The sequence below is a fragment of the Nereida sp. MMG025 genome (genome assembly GCF_021654165.1).
Classification (GTDB): domain Bacteria; phylum Pseudomonadota; class Alphaproteobacteria; order Rhodobacterales; family Rhodobacteraceae; genus Nereida.
The window spans coordinates 335,798-354,777 of record NZ_JAKFZN010000001.1 but is presented as its reverse complement, the minus strand read 5'-3'; the positions used below and the strand labels follow the sequence as shown (position 1 = coordinate 354,777).

The 18,980-nt window shown below is 56.0% G+C and carries 20 protein-coding genes and 1 other RNA gene; 13 read left to right on the top strand and 8 right to left on the bottom strand.

Annotated features, from left to right (window positions below):
* Positions 1-10: 10 nt before the first annotated feature.
* The 4 genes from L1065_RS01635 to L1065_RS01620 all read right to left on the bottom strand — a co-directional run bounded on the left by L1065_RS01635 (position 11) and on the right by L1065_RS01620 (position 2,365).
* A complete protein-coding gene (locus L1065_RS01635) occupies positions 11-238 on the bottom strand; it encodes a ribbon-helix-helix domain-containing protein (RefSeq protein WP_237093700.1) in 228 nt (75 codons plus the stop codon).
* Complete coding sequence (locus L1065_RS01630) at positions 231-404, bottom strand: DUF4169 family protein (protein ID WP_237093699.1); 174 nt, start codon at positions 402-404, stop codon at positions 231-233. The genes L1065_RS01635 and L1065_RS01630 overlap by 8 nt, the downstream gene beginning before the upstream one ends.
* Positions 401-1,792, bottom strand: coding sequence for a class II fumarate hydratase (fumC, locus tag L1065_RS01625; RefSeq protein WP_237093698.1), 1,392 nt, complete (start codon positions 1,790-1,792; stop codon positions 401-403). Before fumC ends, L1065_RS01630 begins: the two co-directional genes overlap by 4 nt.
* Positions 1,793-1,882: 90 nt before the next feature.
* Positions 1,883-2,365, bottom strand: a complete 483-nt coding sequence (locus L1065_RS01620; protein ID WP_237093697.1) for an SspB family protein — start codon at positions 2,363-2,365, stop codon at positions 1,883-1,885.
* A 248-nt stretch (positions 2,366-2,613) separates the two neighbouring features.
* Here L1065_RS01620 and L1065_RS01615 point away from each other — a divergent pair, with 248 nt between their 5' ends.
* Complete coding sequence (locus L1065_RS01615) at positions 2,614-3,207, top strand: hypothetical protein (protein WP_237093696.1); 594 nt, start codon at positions 2,614-2,616, stop codon at positions 3,205-3,207.
* Between the two features lie 63 nt (positions 3,208-3,270).
* Here L1065_RS01615 and ssrA read toward each other — a convergent pair.
* Positions 3,271-3,619, bottom strand: a transfer-messenger RNA (tmRNA) gene (gene ssrA, locus L1065_RS01610).
* Positions 3,620-3,624: 5 nt separating this feature from the next.
* Positions 3,625-3,975 carry a DUF4345 family protein gene (locus L1065_RS01605; RefSeq protein WP_237093695.1) on the bottom strand — a complete coding sequence of 117 codons (351 nt, stop codon included), beginning with the start codon at positions 3,973-3,975 and terminating at the stop codon, positions 3,625-3,627.
* Positions 3,976-4,106: 131 nt separating this feature from the next.
* Here L1065_RS01605 and L1065_RS01600 point away from each other — a divergent pair, with 131 nt between their 5' ends.
* Positions 4,107-5,264, top strand: coding sequence for a hypothetical protein (locus L1065_RS01600; protein ID WP_237093694.1), 1,158 nt, complete (start codon positions 4,107-4,109; stop codon positions 5,262-5,264).
* A 76-nt stretch (positions 5,265-5,340) separates the two neighbouring features.
* On the opposite strand, the gene L1065_RS01595 is transcribed toward L1065_RS01600, so the two are convergent.
* Together L1065_RS01595 and L1065_RS01590 are read right to left on the bottom strand one after the other, a co-directional pair.
* Complete coding sequence (locus L1065_RS01595) at positions 5,341-6,375, bottom strand: extracellular solute-binding protein (RefSeq protein WP_237093693.1); 1,035 nt, start codon at positions 6,373-6,375, stop codon at positions 5,341-5,343.
* Positions 6,376-6,489: 114 nt separating this feature from the next.
* Positions 6,490-7,230: a FadR/GntR family transcriptional regulator gene (locus L1065_RS01590; RefSeq protein WP_237093692.1), complete on the bottom strand. Its 741-nt coding sequence runs from the start codon at positions 7,228-7,230 to the stop codon at positions 6,490-6,492.
* Positions 7,231-7,321: 91 nt separating this feature from the next.
* Between L1065_RS01590 and L1065_RS01585 the strand changes: the two genes are divergently transcribed.
* From L1065_RS01585 to L1065_RS01535, 11 genes are all read left to right on the top strand, one after another.
* Positions 7,322-8,080: a DUF2182 domain-containing protein gene (locus L1065_RS01585; protein ID WP_237093691.1), complete on the top strand. Its 759-nt coding sequence runs from the start codon at positions 7,322-7,324 to the stop codon at positions 8,078-8,080.
* Positions 8,081-8,093: 13 nt separating this feature from the next.
* Entirely contained in the window at positions 8,094-8,804 is a 711-nt protein-coding gene (locus tag L1065_RS01580; RefSeq protein ID WP_237093690.1) for a DUF1326 domain-containing protein, read from the top strand.
* Positions 8,801-9,307, top strand: coding sequence for a DinB family protein (locus tag L1065_RS01575; protein WP_237093689.1), 507 nt, complete (start codon positions 8,801-8,803; stop codon positions 9,305-9,307). The genes L1065_RS01580 and L1065_RS01575 overlap by 4 nt, the downstream gene beginning before the upstream one ends.
* Complete coding sequence (locus L1065_RS01570) at positions 9,308-10,408, top strand: dimethylsulfoniopropionate demethylase (RefSeq protein WP_237093688.1); 1,101 nt, start codon at positions 9,308-9,310, stop codon at positions 10,406-10,408.
* A 13-nt stretch (positions 10,409-10,421) separates the two neighbouring features.
* Positions 10,422-11,405 (top strand): acryloyl-CoA reductase, encoded by a 984-nt coding sequence (acuI, locus tag L1065_RS01565; protein ID WP_237093687.1) that lies wholly within the window; start codon positions 10,422-10,424, stop codon positions 11,403-11,405.
* A gap of 198 nt (positions 11,406-11,603) precedes the next feature.
* Positions 11,604-13,262 (top strand): BCCT family transporter, encoded by a 1,659-nt coding sequence (locus L1065_RS01560; protein ID WP_237093686.1) that lies wholly within the window; start codon positions 11,604-11,606, stop codon positions 13,260-13,262.
* A gap of 141 nt (positions 13,263-13,403) precedes the next feature.
* Positions 13,404-14,627: an aminotransferase class V-fold PLP-dependent enzyme gene (locus L1065_RS01555; protein WP_237093685.1), complete on the top strand. Its 1,224-nt coding sequence runs from the start codon at positions 13,404-13,406 to the stop codon at positions 14,625-14,627.
* 39 nt (positions 14,628-14,666) lie between these two features.
* Entirely contained in the window at positions 14,667-16,088 is a 1,422-nt protein-coding gene (locus tag L1065_RS01550) for a deoxyribodipyrimidine photo-lyase (RefSeq protein ID WP_237093684.1), read from the top strand.
* Positions 16,089-16,166: 78 nt separating this feature from the next.
* Complete coding sequence (locus L1065_RS01545; RefSeq protein ID WP_237093683.1) at positions 16,167-17,375, top strand: cyclopropane-fatty-acyl-phospholipid synthase family protein; 1,209 nt, start codon at positions 16,167-16,169, stop codon at positions 17,373-17,375.
* A 43-nt stretch (positions 17,376-17,418) separates the two neighbouring features.
* Positions 17,419-17,859: a TrgA family protein gene (locus tag L1065_RS01540; protein ID WP_237093682.1), complete on the top strand. Its 441-nt coding sequence runs from the start codon at positions 17,419-17,421 to the stop codon at positions 17,857-17,859.
* Positions 17,852-18,955, top strand: a complete 1,104-nt coding sequence (locus tag L1065_RS01535; protein ID WP_237093681.1) for an NUDIX domain-containing protein — start codon at positions 17,852-17,854, stop codon at positions 18,953-18,955. The genes L1065_RS01540 and L1065_RS01535 overlap by 8 nt, the downstream gene beginning before the upstream one ends.
* Positions 18,956-18,980 lie beyond the last annotated feature (25 nt).

Genomic DNA, 18,980 nt, shown 5'->3' with positions numbered 1-18,980 from the left:
TGCCGCGTGCCTAAATCTGCGCGAGGCGCTGATAGTGGCGCAGCACGAACAGCCGAATGGCCGAGGCCAACCCAATATCAGTGCCGCGCCCTTCGTCAATTTGCGCCGCCAAAACATTGATCGGCAAGCCGCGGTCTTCCGCGATGGCGCGAAATGCAGTCCAGAATTCATCTTCCAGCGACACAGATGTGCGATGCCCCCGCAAGGTGAGCGAGCGTTTTTTTGGCCGCTCACTCATCGCGTTTGTGTTGATCAAGCCGTATAACGCGCTGATCTTCCTTCGCTTTTTCCAAATCCCGTTGCGCTTTGCTGCGCCCGAACTTCACCGCATTGGCATCGGCCCGCGCTGATTTCTCGGCGCGGGCCTTCGCCTTTCGGGCTTTGTTCAGATTGATTGGCTTCATTTAGGGCCGATCATCAATTCGGGGCGCACCACACGGTCAAAGGTTTCTTCATCAACATACCCAAGGGCGATCGCCTCTTGTTTGAGGGTCGTGCCGTTTTTGTGGGCCGTCTTGGCCACCGTTGTTGCGTTGTCATAGCCAATCTCGGGGGCCAACGCGGTCACCAGCATCAGGCTTTCATTCATGATGCGGGTAATATTGTCGGTGTTGGCTTTGATGCCCACGACGCAATTATCGGTGAATGCCGCCGATGCATCCCCCAAAAGTTGCATGGATTGCAGGACGTTATAGGCCATCATCGGTTTGTAGACGTTCAATTCAAAGTGGCCTTGGCTGCCCGCAAACCCGACGGCTGCATCGTTGCCAAAGACATGGGCGCACACTTGGGTAAGTGCTTCGCACTGGGTCGGGTTCACCTTGCCCGGCATGATAGAAGAGCCCGGCTCGTTTTCAGGCAACATCAATTCGCCCAAGCCGCAGCGCGGGCCAGACCCAAGCAATCGGATGTCATTGGCGATTTTGAACAGCGATGCGGCCACTGTTTTCAGCGCACCTGACATCTCGACCATGGCGTCATGGGCGGCCAGTGCTTCAAATTTATTGGGCGCGGTGACGAAGGGCAGATCGGTGATGCTGGCCATATTGGCGGCGACTTGTTCGCCCCATCCCTGCACGGTGTTCAACCCGGTGCCTACAGCCGTGCCGCCCTGGGCCAGCTCATAAATGCGGGGCAGCGCCGTTTTGATGCGTTCCAGCCCCATCGCGACCTGATGTGTGTAGCCTGAAAATTCCTGCGCCAGCGTCAGCGGTGTCGCATCCATCGTGTGGGTGCGACCGATTTTGATAATGCCGTCGAATTCCGCAACCTTGGCAGCCAAAGCGGCGTGCAGTTTTTCCAGCCCCGGGATTAGCACATCACGCGCTGTCATCGCCGTCGCGATATGCATGGCGGTGGGGAAGGTATCGTTGGAGGACTGACCCATGTTGCAGTGATCGTTGGGATGCACAGGATCTTTGGAGCCGATCACACCGCCCAGAATTTCGATGGCGCGGTTCGCGATCACTTCATTGGCGTTCATGTTGCTTTGGGTGCCTGAGCCTGTTTGCCAAACAACAAGCGGGAAGTTGTCATCAAACTTGCCTGCGACAACCTCAGAGGCGGCTTGCACAATCGCCTCGCCCAGTTTGGCGTCCAGTTTACCGTTTTCCACGTTGGCCTGCGCACAGGCCTGTTTAATCACGCCAAGGGCGCGCACCACTGCGATGGGTTGCTTTTCCCAACCGATGGGGAAGTTCATGATCGAGCGTTGGGTTTGTGCGCCCCAGTATTTCTCGGAGGGGACTTCGAGGGGGCCAAAGCTGTCGGTTTCTGTGCGGGTGGTTGTCATCATGCTACTCCAGTATGCCGTTGCATGCCGTTTAGCGGGGCTATGTGCCAAGAGCAACGGGCCAAATGGCGCAGGCCGACACAGATCGGATCATGACTTGCGGAAACTGTCCAAGCTGACCACTTCTGCTTCCTTCGGGCCGTCATCTTCGTCCGCCGTATCTTCGACCAATTCGGTCATAGGGGCTTCTGCGATCTCTTCGATATCATCGTCGTCACCCTCTTGCGTTTCAAAGCGTAGGCCGAATTCAACGGACGGGTCTACAAATGTCTTGATCGCATCATAGGGAATATAGAGTGGTTCTGGGCTGTCGCCGAAATTCAACGTGACGGCAAAGCCTTCGTCGGTCACGGTCAGATTGTCGAACCAATGCTGCATAACTACGGTCATCTCGCCAGGATAGCGGTCAGAAAGCCAATCGGCGATTTCGACATCAGGATGCATGGTGTCAAAGGTAATAAAGAAGTGGTGATCACCCGGCAGTCCGCCAGATTTCACATCTTCCAGCACCTTTTGGATCAAGCCGCGCATCGCTTGATGCATCAGGTTTCCGTAGTCAATTTTGCGGTCCATGGCAGGGATCCCTTGCTCCGTTATAGACAGCATAATCCAATTTCTGGGAAACAAAAGGCCGAAGCGCTGATTTATTGACCCAAGGGTAACCGCGGCAACGCGATGTTTATTATTGCGATCGATGCTTTGCGTGCTTGTCAGAAAGCCGCGTGATATGGTATTCGCCTTTACAAACGCTACCTTATTTTGGGGTGGTCCATAATTATGATCGGCTTCTGTCAAAGCCGACACGTCTGGGGGAAATCGAGATGAATACACTTCAAGCAGCTGGTCTTGTTGGCGCAGGCGTTGCCTTTGGTCTGGGCAGTGCATTTTTGATGGGCGGCGGCGAAACGCAGGCGCCGCAGCAGCAGGCCGAAATGGCCACGCAAGCCGCTGAAACGCAAGATGCAGCAGAGGTCACGCGCCAAGCCGCCGATCCGCTTACCTTGAATACCATTTCAAAACTCAATGCGGTTGTGTCCAAAGCACAAACTCCGCTTACACGAACAGAGGATCTGACCGACGAACAGTTGGAAGTTATCGCCTTTTTCGAACGCACAGCCCGCGAGATGAATGAAAGCGGCCAAGCGCGCGGCGGACAGGCATTGCGATTCAATAATATGACAATCGACCGTCTGAACGTGCGCTATTATTACACCGTCGGCCAGACCTTCGACCGTATCAGCCCTGCTGCAGTAATGGCTGAACAGGACGCTTTGGTGCACGAACAAATCTGCAATGACGCATCGATTCAGACACTCATGCGCGATTATGGGTTTGAATATACCTATCGCTATGCGTCTCAGGATTTCCGATTTGTCGGCGAGGTTAAAGGTGATCTGGCCAAATGTGAGGCCTAAAAGGTCCACATATTACGTTACAGGGGCAGCTTCTGCTGCCCTTTTGCGTATCTAGGGAAGGAAAATGCAGGTTTCTGTTGCCAGGTACCTGCGAACCCCGCCTATCGCGGCTAGGCAATAGGGCTTAAGATTTCAGTATTACGCGCTGCTTACGCTGCGAGTGCTACTGGAGCTTTGTTGTCATTTGCAACTAGCTTAAACGAACCGATAACGGTGGTATCTCACCGAGACAAAGCTAACCCCTTTAGACGTTCGTCGATCCTGTTTCGGCCCCATGATCCCCAAATGAGGGATTTTGGTGGAGCCGCCGGGTACCGCCCCCGGGTCCGATCCGCTTATTACGAGCGCGTTTATGTCCATAGTCCCGAGGGACATTCGGTATATAGGCGGACATCCCGGTCTTTGCAATGCGCGGCGTTAGATGTTCCACGTGATTAGCCATGCGGCTGGCAGGGCTTCAAACAGGAAGAACACCAGAGCTTTGGGCATGGGAGGTTTGTCTATTACGATTGAGATAAATCGCCCTGCTGCGGCCCCTGTGTAGGCCACGCCAAGCATCACATATGTCATGGGCTCGGCCGAGATCAGACACACCACCCCGATTGCGACAAACAATCCGCCGGCGCTGGCGCGCATTTCGGACAACCCCATGGTGCTTTTCACGGCCTCAAGATCAAGCGCACTGGCTGTAAAGCGCGGTGCCAGAAAGCCAAACAGTCCCAAACCGATGGTCAAAAGGGCTAGGGCAGGGTTTATCAGATCGAGCATTGTTGACTTTCACGAAAAGTTAACGCCTAGTTTACGTCGAGTTATCTGGTTTTTGTTTGGGCCGCGTACCCAGTTCAGATTTAAGTTTAGTTTGTTTTGTGCCCAAGATCCAACATGATTAAGGGATTTCAATGTCAATACGCTCTAGTTTTTTCACACTTCCGACGATCCGCGTCATTAATGATGTCGATGACATCTATAATTGGTCATCGATCGTAGAAGTGTTCGATCCTGATACAGATGTCGTAACACAGCGCACAATTACGCGTGATGACGGTACGCAACGCGAGTTTCGATATGACGAAACTGGCGTTTTGACCACGCGTGTGCTGCGCGATGCAGAGGCCAACCTGAAGCCGTACGAAAAGATCACCTTCACCTATGACGCAACCGGCGAAATAGCCGGCAAAGAGGTCGAGTTCGACAACGGGGTGCGTCAGGTATCGCAAAACTTTGAAGGGTCTTCATATCGCAATAGGTTCGATGAGGATGATGTTTTCGAGTGGTCTACGAAGACATGGAGTTATGATAACGAGGGGACCCTGACACAACGATCGGTCTTTTTCGACGATGGTGCACGGATCATAAGAGAATTCGATCAAATCGGCAGCGATGTGTGGGAAGAGGTCTCGATTTTTGACGGTGAAGACGACAGATACAACTTTTCTTCGTTTGAACAAACGAAGGTAAATGGTGAGGTGGTCTACTCGCGTGTTACCAAGGATTCGGGGCTACGGATCGAGACTGGTCTGACAGACGAAAACGGGTTGAAATATACTTTTCTTGAAGACTTACCCGTAGGCGGCGATCGTTTTGAAGCGACTGAGGTGCTCGTTGGTATCGACGAGGATCCTGGCATGACGTCCGATGCTTTTGTATGGGCAACGACATTGCGGGTGTTCGACGAAGACGGAAACATGCAGGCCCGCCTACGCACAATGGACGATAATGATGCGACGGCAGTGTTGTTTGCAGAAGATGGATCAATGACCCACCGGTTGCGGTTTGAGTCTGACAACCTGTCACCAGGCGATTTTCTGGGGGAGCCGATCGTGGTGGGGACGCCGGGCGACGCGCCTTCGATAGACCCTGGTGTTGATGACTGGCTGTTCCAGTTGCAGCTATTTGACGAAACAGGTGCCCTTTCGGAAACCAAGTTATACTATTCGATCGGCGAGCTTTTGAATGATCAGGCAGTGCTGGCAGAATTTACCGCGGGGTTTGATTCAGATGGGGATCTGTCGCTGATATCTCAGGTAATTCCGGATTTCTTTGACATCATCGATTAGACGGTTTGACGACACGTCTAACTGTACAAAAAAGCCCCGCAAAAGCGGGGCTTTTTATTGTTTGATGGCCAGGGCTTTAAAAGCCCGCTTTGATCTTTTCAAACTCAGCCGATTGCTGTTCGCGGCGCGCATCATCCATGGGCAGTTGCGCCAGGACGGGCGCATCGATGGGGCCAAGACCTGCGGCAATCAAATCGTCTTGGGTCATCTGGTCGGCCATGGCCGCTGCGTTTGCGTGACCGTAGCCATCATCCATCAGCGCTTGGGTCGAGGACGGATCCAGAAACGCGTTCAGATAATCATAGGCTTTATCCTCAACGCCTTCGCCGTCTTTGAGGTTCACATATCCGCACAACCACAGCGAGGATCCTTCGGCCGCTTCACGTTGGAACCCCACGGGAAATCCTTCGTCCGCAAGCGTGGGATAGGTTTCGTTCCACGCCCACGAGACCAGAACTTCGCCTGTTGCCATCAGTTGCGCCAGCTCGCCCGGGTCAACCCAGTAGGTACGCAGGTTTGCATGCGCCTGACGCAGCCAGTCAGAGGCGGCGGCGAACTGTTCATCCGTGGCGGTTGTCCAGTCGGTGGTGCCCGTTGCCAGATACGCCAAAGCGTAGGCATCATCCACATTGTCAGGGATGGTCATGCGGCCTGCATATTTGGGGTTCAGGAACACATTGAGCGATGCCACATCATCGGCGGGAACTTCATCGGTGTTGTAGGCGATTGCGGTCGAGCCGAAATCAACGGGAATGAAATACGTGTCTTCACCAGCCACGTTTTGGCCCGTCAGATTGGCGTCCAGATTTGCGAATTCAGGGATTTTTGCGGTGTCCCAAGGCTCAAGAATACCAGAGGCGGTCCATTTGTTGACCGATCCTGCGCAAACATGGCTGACATCTGCGCGAAAGCCCGAGCGGATTTTCTGGAAGGCTTCTTCTTCATCGCCGAAGAAGGCAAAGCGGGGGCTTTGGCCGTGCTGTTCCACATATTTGCTGTGGAACGCAGGGAATTCAAAGCCGGAATAGTCGAAAACCAGAAGATCGGCGTCTTCTGCAAAGCTGGCGGTGGCCAACATGACAGCGGTGCTGGCAAGTAGGATATGTTTCATGATTGGAAGGCTCCCCAAAGGTGTTATCGCGCCAGACGCTATGGCGCAGCGCAGGTTGGTGCAAGTGGATAAGGGCGCAAGTCGCATGGGATCGGCGGTTTTTTGAAGGCCCGCCTACGAGGTTTTTTGCGTTGCCTGGCGTGCGGCGAACACCGATAGGGCCAACTGCGTTGTGTAATGGGCCAGATCAGCGAGTTTTTGATCGACCGTCGCGGCATCACGGGCATCGAGCGCATCAGCGATATCGGTGTGCAAACCGATGATATGGTCGCGGCTGCGGGCAGTAAAGGTGATCATGTTCATCAAGGGCTGCATCGCTTCAACCGCGCCGGCAAGCTGATAGGACAACACAGGGTTGGCCGCACCATCCACCAAAGCACGGTGGAAGGCCACATCACTGGCGCACCACGCCTCATCAGACAGACCTGTTTGCCCCTGACGGTGGATCTCGGCCCGCATGGTGGCCAGTTGGTCAGGGGTTCGGCGCTTGGCCGAAAGGGGCGCGCAGGCGCGTTCCAGTGCAAAGCGCGCCTCACAGGCGGTTTCGAAATTCACCGCATTCATCGACAGCAAAAGCGTAGAGGTCGTGATCTGTTGGGCGTGCGCGTCGGCATAGCTGAGGCGGTTGACAAAAGCGCCACCCGTTGCGCCGCGCTGCGTGCGGATGAGAGACTGCGCAGCAAGACGTTTGAGCGCTTCGCGCACCGTCGATCTGCCGACCTCGAAGGTCTCGCACAGCTCGGATTCAGAGGGCAGCCGTTCGTCAACGGGCAGGGCGCCCGAGATGATGGCATCGCGGATTGCAGTGGCAATCTGGATGGATAAATCGGCAGAGGGGTCGAGTTGCGTTTTCATCGGGCTCGCTATTGTCAGACATTTATTGTTTGCCCCGTTTCTAAAAGTCTGACATTTAATTTGCAACGCATGAGTCGCTTGGGAGGGCACGTTGGCTCAACTTATCTCGAAATTGCCGACACGGTCGCTGCTGTGGATCACGTTTTTCGTGGTTATCCTGTTGGCGTGGTGGGTGATGTGGATGATGGCGCAAATGTCGGGCGTGGATATGATCGGCCGGCCTGTTGGCGCAAATATGATGCCCATGGAAACCTTTGGAGCCCTTTTCCCGATGTGGGCCATCATGATGGCGGCGATGATGTTGCCGACACTTGTGCCGACATTGCGCGCTTACGAGGATTTGATGACCAGCGCCAATGGCACCCGCGTGGGATGGACGGGGGTTTTACTTGGCTATTTTGTGGTCTGGGTTGGCTTTGCCGCGTTGATTTCTGTGGCGCAGTTGGCGCTGACATCTGCGGGCATGATTGACGCGCTTGGCATTGCCACGTCACCTTGGTTTGCGGGCGTGTTGCTGATCGTGGTGGGCGCGTTCCAATTCAGCCGCACCAAAGAGGTGTGCCACGGCGTGTGCCACGCGCCGATGATGTATTTTCTAGGCCACTGGCGCACCGGCTTTTTAGGCGGCGCCCGCATGGGGCTTGGGCTTGGCGCGTTTTGTGTGGGCTGTTGTTGGGGGTTCATGGCGCTTGGGTTTGTGGGCGGCGTGATGAGCCTTCTTTGGATGGGGCTTGCGACGTTGTTGATGGTGTTGGAAAAACTGCCAGCCGTGGGCCATGTCATCACACGGCCTTTGGGCTTTGGTCTCATTGCAGCGGGCGCGGGCCTGTGCCTCTACGGAATTCTTTAGGAAAGGTCAGACCATGACTGCGAAAACACGACAACCTGCGGATAAACTGCCGATCTCGCAACGCATCGACCAGCGAATGGATAACAACCCGTTGCGCCGTAAAATGGACCCCACCGATTGGGCCATCAAGGGCGAGTTGTTTTTGAATTGCTCTTGCACGGTCTTTTGCCCTTGTGTGGTCAGCCTTGGGGCGCACCCGCCCACAGAAGGGCATTGCCATGCCTGGATGGCGATTGCGATTGATGAAGGCCATTTTGAAGGCGAGGACCTGTCTGGCCTGAACGTCGGTTTGCTGGTCGATATCCCAGGCCGCATGGGCGAAGGCAACTGGCGTGTCGCGGCCTATGTGGATGAACGCAGCACGCAAAAAGCCTATAACGGACTGCTCAAGATATTTAGCGGGGCAGCGGGCGGCACGACGGGGCTGTTTACTTTCCTTGTGTCCGAAATCATCGGGGCCGAGCGCGAAAAGGTCGAGATTGTCCGCGATGGCAAGAAACGCGGGCTCTATATTGGGCGCAAGATTGCCGGTGAAATCGAGATGATTGACGGTGGCAACCCGGACCACCCCGTTATGATCACCAACTCGAAATACTGGATGGGACCCGATATTATTGCAGCGCGCGGCGTGAAGTCCAAAGTGCGCGACTATGGCCGCGTGTGGGACTTTGGTGGCATGTCCGCTGAGATTTGCCCGATCGACTGGAAAGGCCCCAAGCCATGATCACCGCTGATTATTGCCGCCATATGGCGCGGTATAATCAATGGCAAAACAACGGCTTGCGTGCAGCACTTCTGGCGATGGATGAAGATGATCTGACCCGCGATCACGGGAGCTTTTTTGGCTCGATCATGGCCACGGCGAACCATCTGTTATGGGGCGATATGCTTTGGATGTCGCGCTTTGACGGTGGCGAGGCGCCAACGGGTGGCATTTCCGAAAGTGTCTCGTTGTTTGAAGATGCAGGCACTTGGGATGTCGCGCGGTTTCGCACCGACGGGCGCATTATCAAATGGGCCAAATCGCTGAAATCCATTGATCTGACGGGGCAAATGACATGGTTTTCAGGCGCCCAAAATCGTCATGTCAGCCAGCCCATTCAGGCCTGTGCGATACATATGTTCAACCACCAGACGCATCACCGCGGTCAACTGCATGCCATGCTTACCGCCAGCGGTGTGACCATGCCTGACACCGATCTCGTCTTTATGCCAGAGGACAGCTAAATGGCCATGATTTCCCCCTCGCGGCGTGTGCGTCGCACCCCGTTTTCCGATGGTGTCGAAGCGCAGGGCGTCAAAGCTTACACGGTTTACAACCGCATGCTGTTGCCCACCGTGTTCGAAAGTGTCGAATACGACTACCGCCACCTGAAGGAGGCGGTGCAGGTCTGGGATGTTTCCGTTGAGCGGCAGGTAGAATTGCGTGGTCCGGATGCGGGCCGTTTGATGCAGATGCTAACCCCGCGCGATCTGCGCGGCATGCTGCCGGGGCAGTGCTATTACGTGCCGATGGTGGATGAAACAGGTGGGATGCTGAACGACCCTGTGTGCGTAAAACTGGCCGAGGACCGGTATTGGGTATCGATCGCCGATAGCGACTTGTTGCTCTGGGTCAAAGGCATCGCATATGGCTACCGTCTTGATGTGCTGGTCGATGAGCCTGATGTCTCGCCGCTGGCCGTGCAGGGGCCGCTGGCTGATGATCTGATGGCACGCGTTTTTGGCGAAGGGGTCCGCGATGTGCGGTTCTTCCGCTTCGGCATGTTCGATTTTGAAGGCAACACCTTTGCCGTCGCGCGGTCTGGCTATTCCAAACAGGGCGGGTTCGAGATTTATGTCGAGGGCACGGAAAATGGTATGCCGCTTTGGAATGCGTTGTTTGACGCAGGCAAAGACCTTGGGGTGCGGGCAGGTTGTCCAAATCTGATCGAACGGATTGAGGGTGGTTTGCTGTCCTACGGCAATGACATGACCCGCTGGAACACGCCGCATGAGGCCGGTTTGGGCAAATTCTGCAGCACACAAACTGCGATTGGCTGTGTGGGGCGTGATGCGTTGCTGCGTGTGGCCAAAGAAGGCCCTGTGCAGCAGATACGTCCGATTTCGATTGATGGGGGCCTGCCGCCGTGTGACCGTATTTGGCCCATCGTGGTCAACGGCAAAAAGGTGGGGCAGGTCACATCGGCGGCCAATTCACCCGACTTTGATACAGGCGTGGCCATTGGCATGGTCCGCATGACCCATTGGGACGAAGGCACCAAGGTGCAAGTCGACACGCCAGACGGCATGCGCGACGCAACCGTTTTGGAAAAATTCTGGATTTAGCAGGGAGAGCACGATGTTCAACGCATTGGTGGTAGAGAAAGACGGCGACGGAAAAACAAGCGCATCGGTGCAGCAGATTGGCGAAGACCGTTTGCCCGATGGCGACGTGACGGTGGCGGTCGAATACTCAACTGTGAACTACAAAGATGGTCTGTGCATCGGACCTGGCGGCGGATTGGTGCGCAACTATCCGCATGTGCCTGGCATTGATTTTGCGGGCACCGTCGAAAGCTCGGATGATACGCGCTACAAGGCGGGCGACAAGGTGGTCCTGACGGGCTGGCGCGTGGGCGAGGCGCATTGGGGTGGCTATTCGCAAAAAGCGCGCGTCAAAGCCGACTGGCTGGTGCCGTTGCCAGACGGTTTGGACACACGTCAGGCCATGGCCGTTGGCACCGCAGGTTTCACCGCGATGCTGGCTGTGATGGCGCTGGAAGATCACGGCATCAAAGACGGTCCTGTGTTGGTCACAGGTGCTGCGGGCGGCGTCGGTTCGGTTGCCACAGCGATCCTTGGAAACCTTGGTCATGACGTTGCGGCGGTGACAGGGCGGCCTGATACGGCGGACTACCTCAAGAGCCTTGGCGCGACACAGATTGTGGCGCGCGAAGATCTGAACGAGACCACCAAACGCCCGCTTGAGGCCGAAACATGGGGCGGCTGCGTTGATGCGGTGGGCGGCGAAATGCTGGCCCGCTTGCTTGGACAAATGAAATACGGCGCCAGCGTGTCTGCCGTGGGTCTTGCGGGTGGCGCGGCGTTGCCTGCGACCGTCATTCCGTTTTTGCTGCGCGGTGTGAACCTGCTTGGCATCGACAGCGTGATGCAGCCGTATGACAACCGCCTGCGCGCTTGGCAACGTATAGCCAAGGATCTGCCGATGGATAAGCTGGAGGCGATGATCCAACCTGCGGTGCTGTCTGATCTGCCCGCTTTGGGCAAAGACATCCTGAAAGGACAGGTCAAGGGCCGCGTTGTCGTCGACGTCAACGGCTAGGGATTCGTTTGGCCTTGCAGCATTCAGATGCTGCAAAACAGCAAAGCAAAAATGGCTCCGAATGGTTCAGTTCGGGGCCATTTTTATGGTTAAAAGCGCAAAAAATAAGCGATTTTGCACGGTTTTTCGTCGTATTTCATTTCATGAATGCAACCATGTGCGATAGGCTTTCCTCATAATAAACAGAGAGGGAACCACATGGCCATCAAAGAGCCTTTAACCGAACTGCCAATCAGGACCGCCGAAAAGGGGTTTTATCGCGGCTTCAGCATAGACGTAACGGTTGTCAGCAAAATCATCATCAGTTTGCTTGTCGTCTGGTGCATCGTCTGGCCCACCCAAGCAGGCACGATCCTTGGCAATTGGAATAGTGTGATCCTTGCCAACTTTGCCGCCTGGTATATCTGGGCGGTCGCTTTCTTTATCATTTTCTGTCTGGGCCTTGCGATCTGGCCGACAGCGGGGCGCATGAACCTCGGGTTGGATGGGGAAAAGCCGGAGTTCAGCAATTTCTCGTGGTTTTCCATGATGTTTGGCGCGGGGATCGGTGTGGGCATGCTGACGTGGGCGGTGGCCGAACCCGTGGCGCATTTCGGGTCGAACCCTGAAACCATTCAGGGCCTTACGACAGGCGGCGAAGCCGACAACGTGCGTATGGCCTACAAATGGTCGTTCCTCCATTGGGGGTTGGGGGCTTGGGCCTGTTACGCTGTGGCGGGGCTTTCGCTTGCGTTTTTCAGTTATCGCCGCGGCTTGCCGCTTACGATCCGGTCATCGCTCACACCGCTTTTCGGCAAGGCGCTTTCGGGCAACCTGGGCCATCTTATTGATATTGTTGCAGTTGTTGCGACTATTCTTGGTGTCGCCCAAACCTTGGGCTTTGGCGTTGAACAATTCGTGGCAGGCCTGACACGTATCGGCATTGGCGGTTTGGTCGAAGAAAGCGGTGCGGCCACCACATTCGGCATCGTCGTCGCTTTGCTGGCCATTATGGGGGCATCGACCCTTTCAGCGCTGTCAGGTGTTGGTAAAGGCATCAAATGGCTGTCGAATATCAATATGGTTTTGTCCATCATCCTGTTGGGTTTCTTCATCATTTTCGGGGCCACGTGGTTTGGCGCACAGGCGATGTTTGTCGGCCTGTGGGACTATCTGGTGGCGCTCCCCGAGATGAGCTTCAACGTATTCAAATCAGATGGCGTTGACGGGTCCGAAGCGTTCCTGCTGGCGCAGTGGCAGGGCTGGTGGCCCGTGTTCTACTGGGCATGGTGGATCGCCTTTGCGCCCTTCGTCGGCCTGTTCCTTGCGCGGATCAGCCGTGGACGCACCATTCGTGAGTTCGTCTTGGGGGCGATGATCGTCCCGTCGCTGATGTGTTTTGTCTGGTTTGCATGGGCGGGCGGCACGGCCATCGACCTGGAGCTGAACGGGGAGGCGAACGGCGTCATTTTTGACGCGGCCAACGGTGACAAGATCTTTGCCATGACCGAATTCATGCTGGCCCCGATTGCGGAAGCTCTGGCATGGGGGATGGCGATGCTGATCGTTGTATTGTTGATGACGTTCCTTGTGACCTCTGCTGACTCTGCTGTGTTGATCGTGAACACCATCAATGCGGCAGGCGATGAAGGCCCCAAAGCACGCCCGCACATTCTGTTCTGGGGCGCTGCCCTTGGTCTGGTGGTTGCAGGCTTGCTGATTTCTGGCGGCACATCGGCCATTCAAACGGCGATGGTGATCGGTGCCTTGCCATTCAGCTTTGTGATGGTGTTGATGTGCCTTTCGATGATCAAGGCGATCTGGAACGATGGGCGGCGCGAAGCCATGGGTGTTGCGACAACGGTGCCTGCGGAATAAAGGTGCTTGGCAGTTAGGCAATAGCCCCGCATCTGGCGACAGGTGCGGGGCTTTTTCTATGGGGGTGAGTTGGCTGAACACCCTGTGGGGACATATTCGCAAATATTGATATTTCTGCGATTTCTGTGCATATAATTCTGTATGCAATTGGACACCGATTTTATCCGCGCCCAGTTTCCTGCTTTTGCAGAACCAAGCCTGCGCAACCTTGCGTTTTTTGAAAACGCAGGCGGGTCTTTTACCTGTCGGCACGTGGCGTGGCGCCTGTCGCGGTTTTACCGTGAACGAAAAGTGCAGCCCTATGCGCCTTACAAAGCGTCTTTCCTTGCGGGCAACGAAATGGACGATGCCCGCACCCGACTTGCCCGCATGTTTGGCGTGGCCTCCGATGAAGTGTCATTCGGCCCCTCGACCTCGCAAAACACATATGTGCTGGCCAAGGCGTTCGGGGAATGGCTTAGCCCTGGTCAGGCCATCATTGTCACCGAACAGGACCACGAAGCGAATGCAGGCGTGTGGCGTCGGTTGGAAGATCGCGGCATCGAAATTCGTGAATGGACGATCGACCCCGAGACGGGGGCGCTCGATATCGACGATCTGCATGATCTGATCGACGACAATGTGAAATTGCTTTGCTTTCCCCATTGCTCAAACGTGGTCGGGCAGATCAATGATGTGGCCGCGATCTGCAAAATTGCGCGTGACGCCAGTATTTTTACCTGCGTCGACGGGGTGAGTTATGCCCCACATGGTTTCCCGAATGTTGGCAAGTTGGGCTGTGATATTTACCTTTTCAGCGCTTATAAAACCTATGGCCCCCATCAAGGGATTATGTTGATCCGCCGCCCCCTTGGCATGGCTTTGCCCGGGCAGGGGCATTACTTCAACAATGATACGTTGCACAAACGCTTTACCCCCGCAGGTCCCGATCACGCGCAAGTTGCGGCCTGCGCTGGCATGGCAGACTACATCGATGCGGTTTATGCGCATCACCGAAAAGAAGGGCGCGACGGGGCAGGGCGCGCCGCCGTTGTGGCCGATATGATGCAAAATGCAGAGGCGGCATTACTGGAACCGCTGATGGATTATCTGCGCACAAGATCTGATCTGCGCATCATCGGGCCTCAAACCCATAAGGGGCGTGCCCCCACGGTTGCGCTGGCCCTCAAGACCCCTGGCGAAGAGATGGCCGAGGCGCTGTCGCATCACGGTATCATGGCGGGGGGCGGTGACTTTTACGCTCGCCGATCACTGGACGCGATGGGCGTTGACCCTGACAAAGGTGTGCTGCGTCTTTCTTTTGTGCATTACACCACCCCCGCCGAGGTTGACCTGCTGATCCGTGCCCTAGATCAAACGCTATAAGGCAGGGCGTCCAAGACCCTGCGCAAGTAAGGGCTGACTATGGCACATACCTCTCCGACCATTCTTTGGCTTCGCCGCGACTTTCGACTGGGCGACCATCCCGCGCTTTGTGCCGCAGTCGAACGCGGTGGTCCTGTGATCCCGGTGTTTATTCTGGACGAGGTCGCCGAAACCCACGGGGCTGCGCCAAAATGGCGATTGGAACAGGCCGTTGCGCAATTTGCCGAAACGCTGAAGGCGAAAGGCAGTCGCCTGATCTTGCGGCGCGGGAAAGCCAGTGATGTCTTGGCGCAGTTGGTGCGCGACACCGGTGCGGGTGCCGTTTATTGGTCGCGGGCTTATGTGCCAGATCAACAGGCGCGTGACACCGATGTGAAGTCCACCCTGAAAGATCAGGGTGTCGATGCGCAAAGTTTCAAAGGGCATTTGTTGTTCGAGCCCTGGACCGTCGAGACCAAGACAGGCGGTTTTTACAAAGTGTTCACCCCGATGTGGAACATGGTGAAAACCCGCGATGTGCCTGCGCCGCTTGCAGCACCTGGCGACATACCCGCCCCTGATAATTGGCCCGCCTCGGACAGTTTGCAAGACTGGGGCATGGGAGACGCTATGCAGCGGGGCGCATCGGTTGTGGCGCAGCACGCCTGTATCGGCGAGGAGAAGGCCAAGGGTCGCCTTGGTGCGTTCATCGCGCACAAAGTTCAGGGCTATGACACCAACCGTGATCTTCCGTGGAAAGATGGCACCAGCCGCCTTTCGGAAAATCTGGCCGTCGGCGAAATCAGCCCAAGAAGTTGCTGGCATGCAGGCATGCGCGCGCGCGAGGAAGGAAAAGCAGGGGCAGAAACCTTTCTCAAAGAATTGGTCTGGCGCGAGTTTGCCTATCATCTGGCCCATCACACGCCGCGTATTCTGGACCGTAACTGGAAAGAGGATTGGGACGCCTTTCCATGGAAAACCGATGAACGTCTGGCCGAGGTCAAAGCGTGGAAACAAGGACGCACAGGTATTCAATTCGTGGATGCGGCCATGCGCGAGATGTATGTGACAGGCACCATGCACAACCGCGGTCGCATGATCGTGGCAAGCTATTTGACCAAACACCTGCAGTGTCATTGGAAAATCGGTCTTGCGTGGTTTGAGGACTGTTTGATTGATTGGGACCCCGCCAGCAACGCGATGGGCTGGCAATGGTCCGCAGGCTCTGGTCCAGATGCCACGCCGTATTTCCGCGTGTTCAACCCTGTCACACAGCTCGATAAATTCGACAAAAACCGCGATTATGTGGGCGCGTGGATCGCCGAAGGGCGCAGCCGCCCCGCCGATACGGCACTGGCCTATTTCGACGCCATCCCGCAGGCGTGGCCGATCCATGCCGATGATGCCTATCCATCGCCCATCGTGACAGCCGAAGAAGGGCGCAAGAAAGCCCTTTCCGCATATGAAAACCGAGACTTTTGAAAGGCTTGCCCCTGACGCCTATCCGCGTCACAAGGGGCGTAACACTAAAATACCACACTCCCAAACAGGTAGCGATTTATGATCCTGACCACGACGCAGGGGCAAGACAATCTGCCCCGCTATTTCACCCAAGTCTTTGCCATGGCGCAAAACATGAACCGCGGCCAACTGGACATGGTTTTGCCAGATGGTCGCCGGTTTCGCGCAACAGGCAAGGCGCCCGGTTTTGTGGCAGAACTGGACATCCACAACGATGACATCTTCGGCCGCCTGATCCGCGAAGGCGATCTGGGCTTTTGCGATGCCTATCTTGACGAGTGGTGGTCGACCCCCGATTTGCAGGCCTTTATGGATCTGATCCACGACGACAATGATGAAATCTACGATGGATTTGCAGGGCAGGCCCTGGTCCGGATGTACGAAAAGCTGCGCTTTTGGTGGCAGTCAAATTCAAAGGCGCAGGCCAAGAAAAACATCAGCTATCACTACGACCTTGGCAATGATTTTTACGCCGCTTGGTTGGATGACACGATGACCTATTCATCGGCCCTGTTCAAAACGGGTCAGGAAAGCACCGAAAAAGCCCAAGAACAGAAGTACGCGCAACTTATCGACGAAATGGGCGCGGTTGCAGGCGACCACCTGCTGGAGATTGGCTGTGGTTGGGGTGGGTTTGCCGAATATGCGGCCCGCGAACGTGGGATCAAGGTGACAGGATTAACGATCAGCCAAGAGCAGTTTAACTATGCCGTGGATCGCATTGAAAAGGCTGGACTTTCCGATATGGTGACCTTCAAGTTGCAAGACTACCGCGACGAAAAGGGGCAGTATGACGGCGTTGCAAGCATCGAGATGTTTGAAGCCGTCGGCGAAAAATATTGGCCTGTCTATTTCGAAACGCTCAAGAAGTGCCTGAAGCCGGGCAAGCAGGCGACCTTGCAGATCATCACTGTCAAAGATGCGCGTTGGCCTGTCTATAAACGCGGTCCCGATTTTATCCAGAAATACATCTTCCCCGGCGGAATGCTGCCCGCACCCTCTATCCTCAAGCAAGAGGTGGAAAAAGCGGGTCTTGATGTAGCGAAGTCGGTTGAATTCGGCGAAAGCTATTCCATCACGTTGCGCCGTTGGTTTGATGACTTCAATGCGCAGTGGGACACGATCAAGCCGATGGGGTTTGATGATCGTTTCCGCCGCATGTGGAACTTTTACTTGACCTCTTGCGCTGCGACCTTTTCCAGTAAAAACTGTGACGTAACGCAAATAACAGTGGCGCGGCCTGTCTGATACATAGGGGAACGCGCCCTTGCACATAGGGAGAGCAGCCCGAATGCCAACCGCCGCACGTTTAGTTGCCGCCGTCATCCTTGCCGCGATGGCGTGGTATGTTTCGGACCTGATCCAGCCCTTGATGGTCGAGGACCCGCCGCACCCGCGGTTTCAGCTGATCAACGCGGGCTTGGGCCTGCTGGTTGGATGGACCGTTATCGGCAGCCGCGCCCGCGATACCTATGTCGCGGCATTTGCCCATGGTTTGACGGGGGCCGCGGCTTGGGTTTTCTGGGCGATGCTGGCCCATTCCACGATCAAAATGGTCGAACTGTCGCTGCGCAAACAATATGACGACGCCATGCAAGCGGTCGTGGGCGTCTTTGAGATCGCTTTGAAAGACGGCCAGATCATGGGAAGCGCTTTGGTTGTGACGACGATTATCATCGTTGGAATGGGAGCAGGTCTGGCCGCAACTTGGGCATCGCGACGCTTTGACTAGACCGCTGATCGTTTATGGCACGTTGCGCGACCACACGCTTCTTGAAATCGTTGTGGGTGACACCGCGCACCTGCGGCTGACGCCAACCACACTTCATGGCTATGCGGTTCACTGGGTGCAGGATGCGCCTTTTCCGATGTGTGTGGCGCAGGATGGCGCATGTGCTGAGGCTCTGTTGATCGATGGGTTGACGCAAGCCGATCAAGATCGGCTGGATTTTTATGAAGGTGGCTTTGCCTATGATCTGGTCGATGTGGGCGGTGCGCGGCTTTACGTGCCGCAGCAGGGGCGTTGGCCCAAGGGAGCGCCGTGGTCGCTCGGTGATTGGCAGGCGCGTTTCGGGGCGCTGACATATGCGGCCGCCCGTGAAGTGATGGCCTATTACGGCCAACTGACCGCCGAGGAAGTGGCCGCGCGGTTCGAGATGATCCGCGTCAGGGCATCTGCCACTGTGCGCGCCAAAGCGGCGCAATCACTGCCCACGGGCAGTGCGTTTCGGTCAGATGACGTGACGCTGCATGCAAGCCGCTATCCCTATTCAAACTTCTTTGCCCTGCGCGAGGTGGATCTGGCGTTCGAAACCTATGGCGGCGGGCGCAGTCAGGTGGTCACACGCGCGGGATTTGTGGGCACCGACGCAGCAATCGTTTTGCCATATGACCCCATGCGCGACCGCGTCATGCTGGTGGAACAATTTCGCATCGGCCCGTTTCTGCGCGGCTCGGACGCGCCGTGGTCCATTGAACCGATTGCTGGCCGTGTCGATGCCTTTGAGACACCGCAGCAGGCTGCATTGCGCGAAGCCCACGAAGAGGCGGGCCTGTCCATCACGCGGTTGGAGCCTGTGGCAGAAGCATACCCGAGCCCCGGCTGTTCGACCGAGTTTTTCTATTGCTATGTCGGTCTGTGCGATTTGCCAGATGGCATCACAGGCATTGGCGGAGAGGCCAGCGAAGCCGAAGACATCCGCTCGCTTTTGATGCCTGCCGAAGAATTGATTGCCCATGCCGATGCCATGCGTCTGACCAATGTGCCGCTGATGACCTGTGCCCTTTGGCTGGCCCGTCACCGCGCGCGTTTGCAAGCAACGTATTGAGGTTAGGCAAACCCTGTCCTACATC

Excerpts from the sequence above, each read along its gene's own strand:
- L1065_RS01600 (WP_237093694.1), top strand. The coding sequence starts at position 4,107 with ATGTCAATACGCTCTAGTTTTTTCACACTTCCGACGATCCGCGTCATT.
- acuI (WP_237093687.1), top strand. The coding sequence starts at position 10,422 with ATGTTCAACGCATTGGTGGTAGAGAAAGACGGCGACGGAAAAACAAGC.
- L1065_RS01555 (WP_237093685.1), top strand. The coding sequence starts at position 13,404 with ATGCAATTGGACACCGATTTTATCCGCGCCCAGTTTCCTGCTTTTGCA.
- fumC (WP_237093698.1), bottom strand. The coding sequence starts at position 1,792 with ATGACAACCACCCGCACAGAAACCGACAGCTTTGGCCCCCTCGAAGTC.
- L1065_RS01545 (WP_237093683.1), top strand. The coding sequence starts at position 16,167 with ATGATCCTGACCACGACGCAGGGGCAAGACAATCTGCCCCGCTATTTC.
- L1065_RS01550 (WP_237093684.1), top strand. The coding sequence starts at position 14,667 with ATGGCACATACCTCTCCGACCATTCTTTGGCTTCGCCGCGACTTTCGA.
- L1065_RS01615 (WP_237093696.1), top strand. The coding sequence starts at position 2,614 with ATGAATACACTTCAAGCAGCTGGTCTTGTTGGCGCAGGCGTTGCCTTT.
- L1065_RS01540 (WP_237093682.1), top strand. The coding sequence starts at position 17,419 with ATGCCAACCGCCGCACGTTTAGTTGCCGCCGTCATCCTTGCCGCGATG.
- L1065_RS01595 (WP_237093693.1), bottom strand. The coding sequence starts at position 6,375 with ATGAAACATATCCTACTTGCCAGCACCGCTGTCATGTTGGCCACCGCC.
- L1065_RS01570 (WP_237093688.1), top strand. The coding sequence starts at position 9,308 with ATGGCCATGATTTCCCCCTCGCGGCGTGTGCGTCGCACCCCGTTTTCC.
- L1065_RS01560 (WP_237093686.1), top strand. The coding sequence starts at position 11,604 with ATGGCCATCAAAGAGCCTTTAACCGAACTGCCAATCAGGACCGCCGAA.
- L1065_RS01580 (WP_237093690.1), top strand. The coding sequence starts at position 8,094 with ATGACTGCGAAAACACGACAACCTGCGGATAAACTGCCGATCTCGCAA.
- L1065_RS01575 (WP_237093689.1), top strand. The coding sequence starts at position 8,801 with ATGATCACCGCTGATTATTGCCGCCATATGGCGCGGTATAATCAATGG.
- L1065_RS01635 (WP_237093700.1), bottom strand. The coding sequence starts at position 238 with ATGAGTGAGCGGCCAAAAAAACGCTCGCTCACCTTGCGGGGGCATCGC.
- L1065_RS01590 (WP_237093692.1), bottom strand. The coding sequence starts at position 7,230 with ATGAAAACGCAACTCGACCCCTCTGCCGATTTATCCATCCAGATTGCC.
- L1065_RS01630 (WP_237093699.1), bottom strand. The coding sequence starts at position 404 with ATGAAGCCAATCAATCTGAACAAAGCCCGAAAGGCGAAGGCCCGCGCC.
- L1065_RS01605 (WP_237093695.1), bottom strand. The coding sequence starts at position 3,975 with ATGCTCGATCTGATAAACCCTGCCCTAGCCCTTTTGACCATCGGTTTG.
- L1065_RS01620 (WP_237093697.1), bottom strand. The coding sequence starts at position 2,365 with ATGGACCGCAAAATTGACTACGGAAACCTGATGCATCAAGCGATGCGC.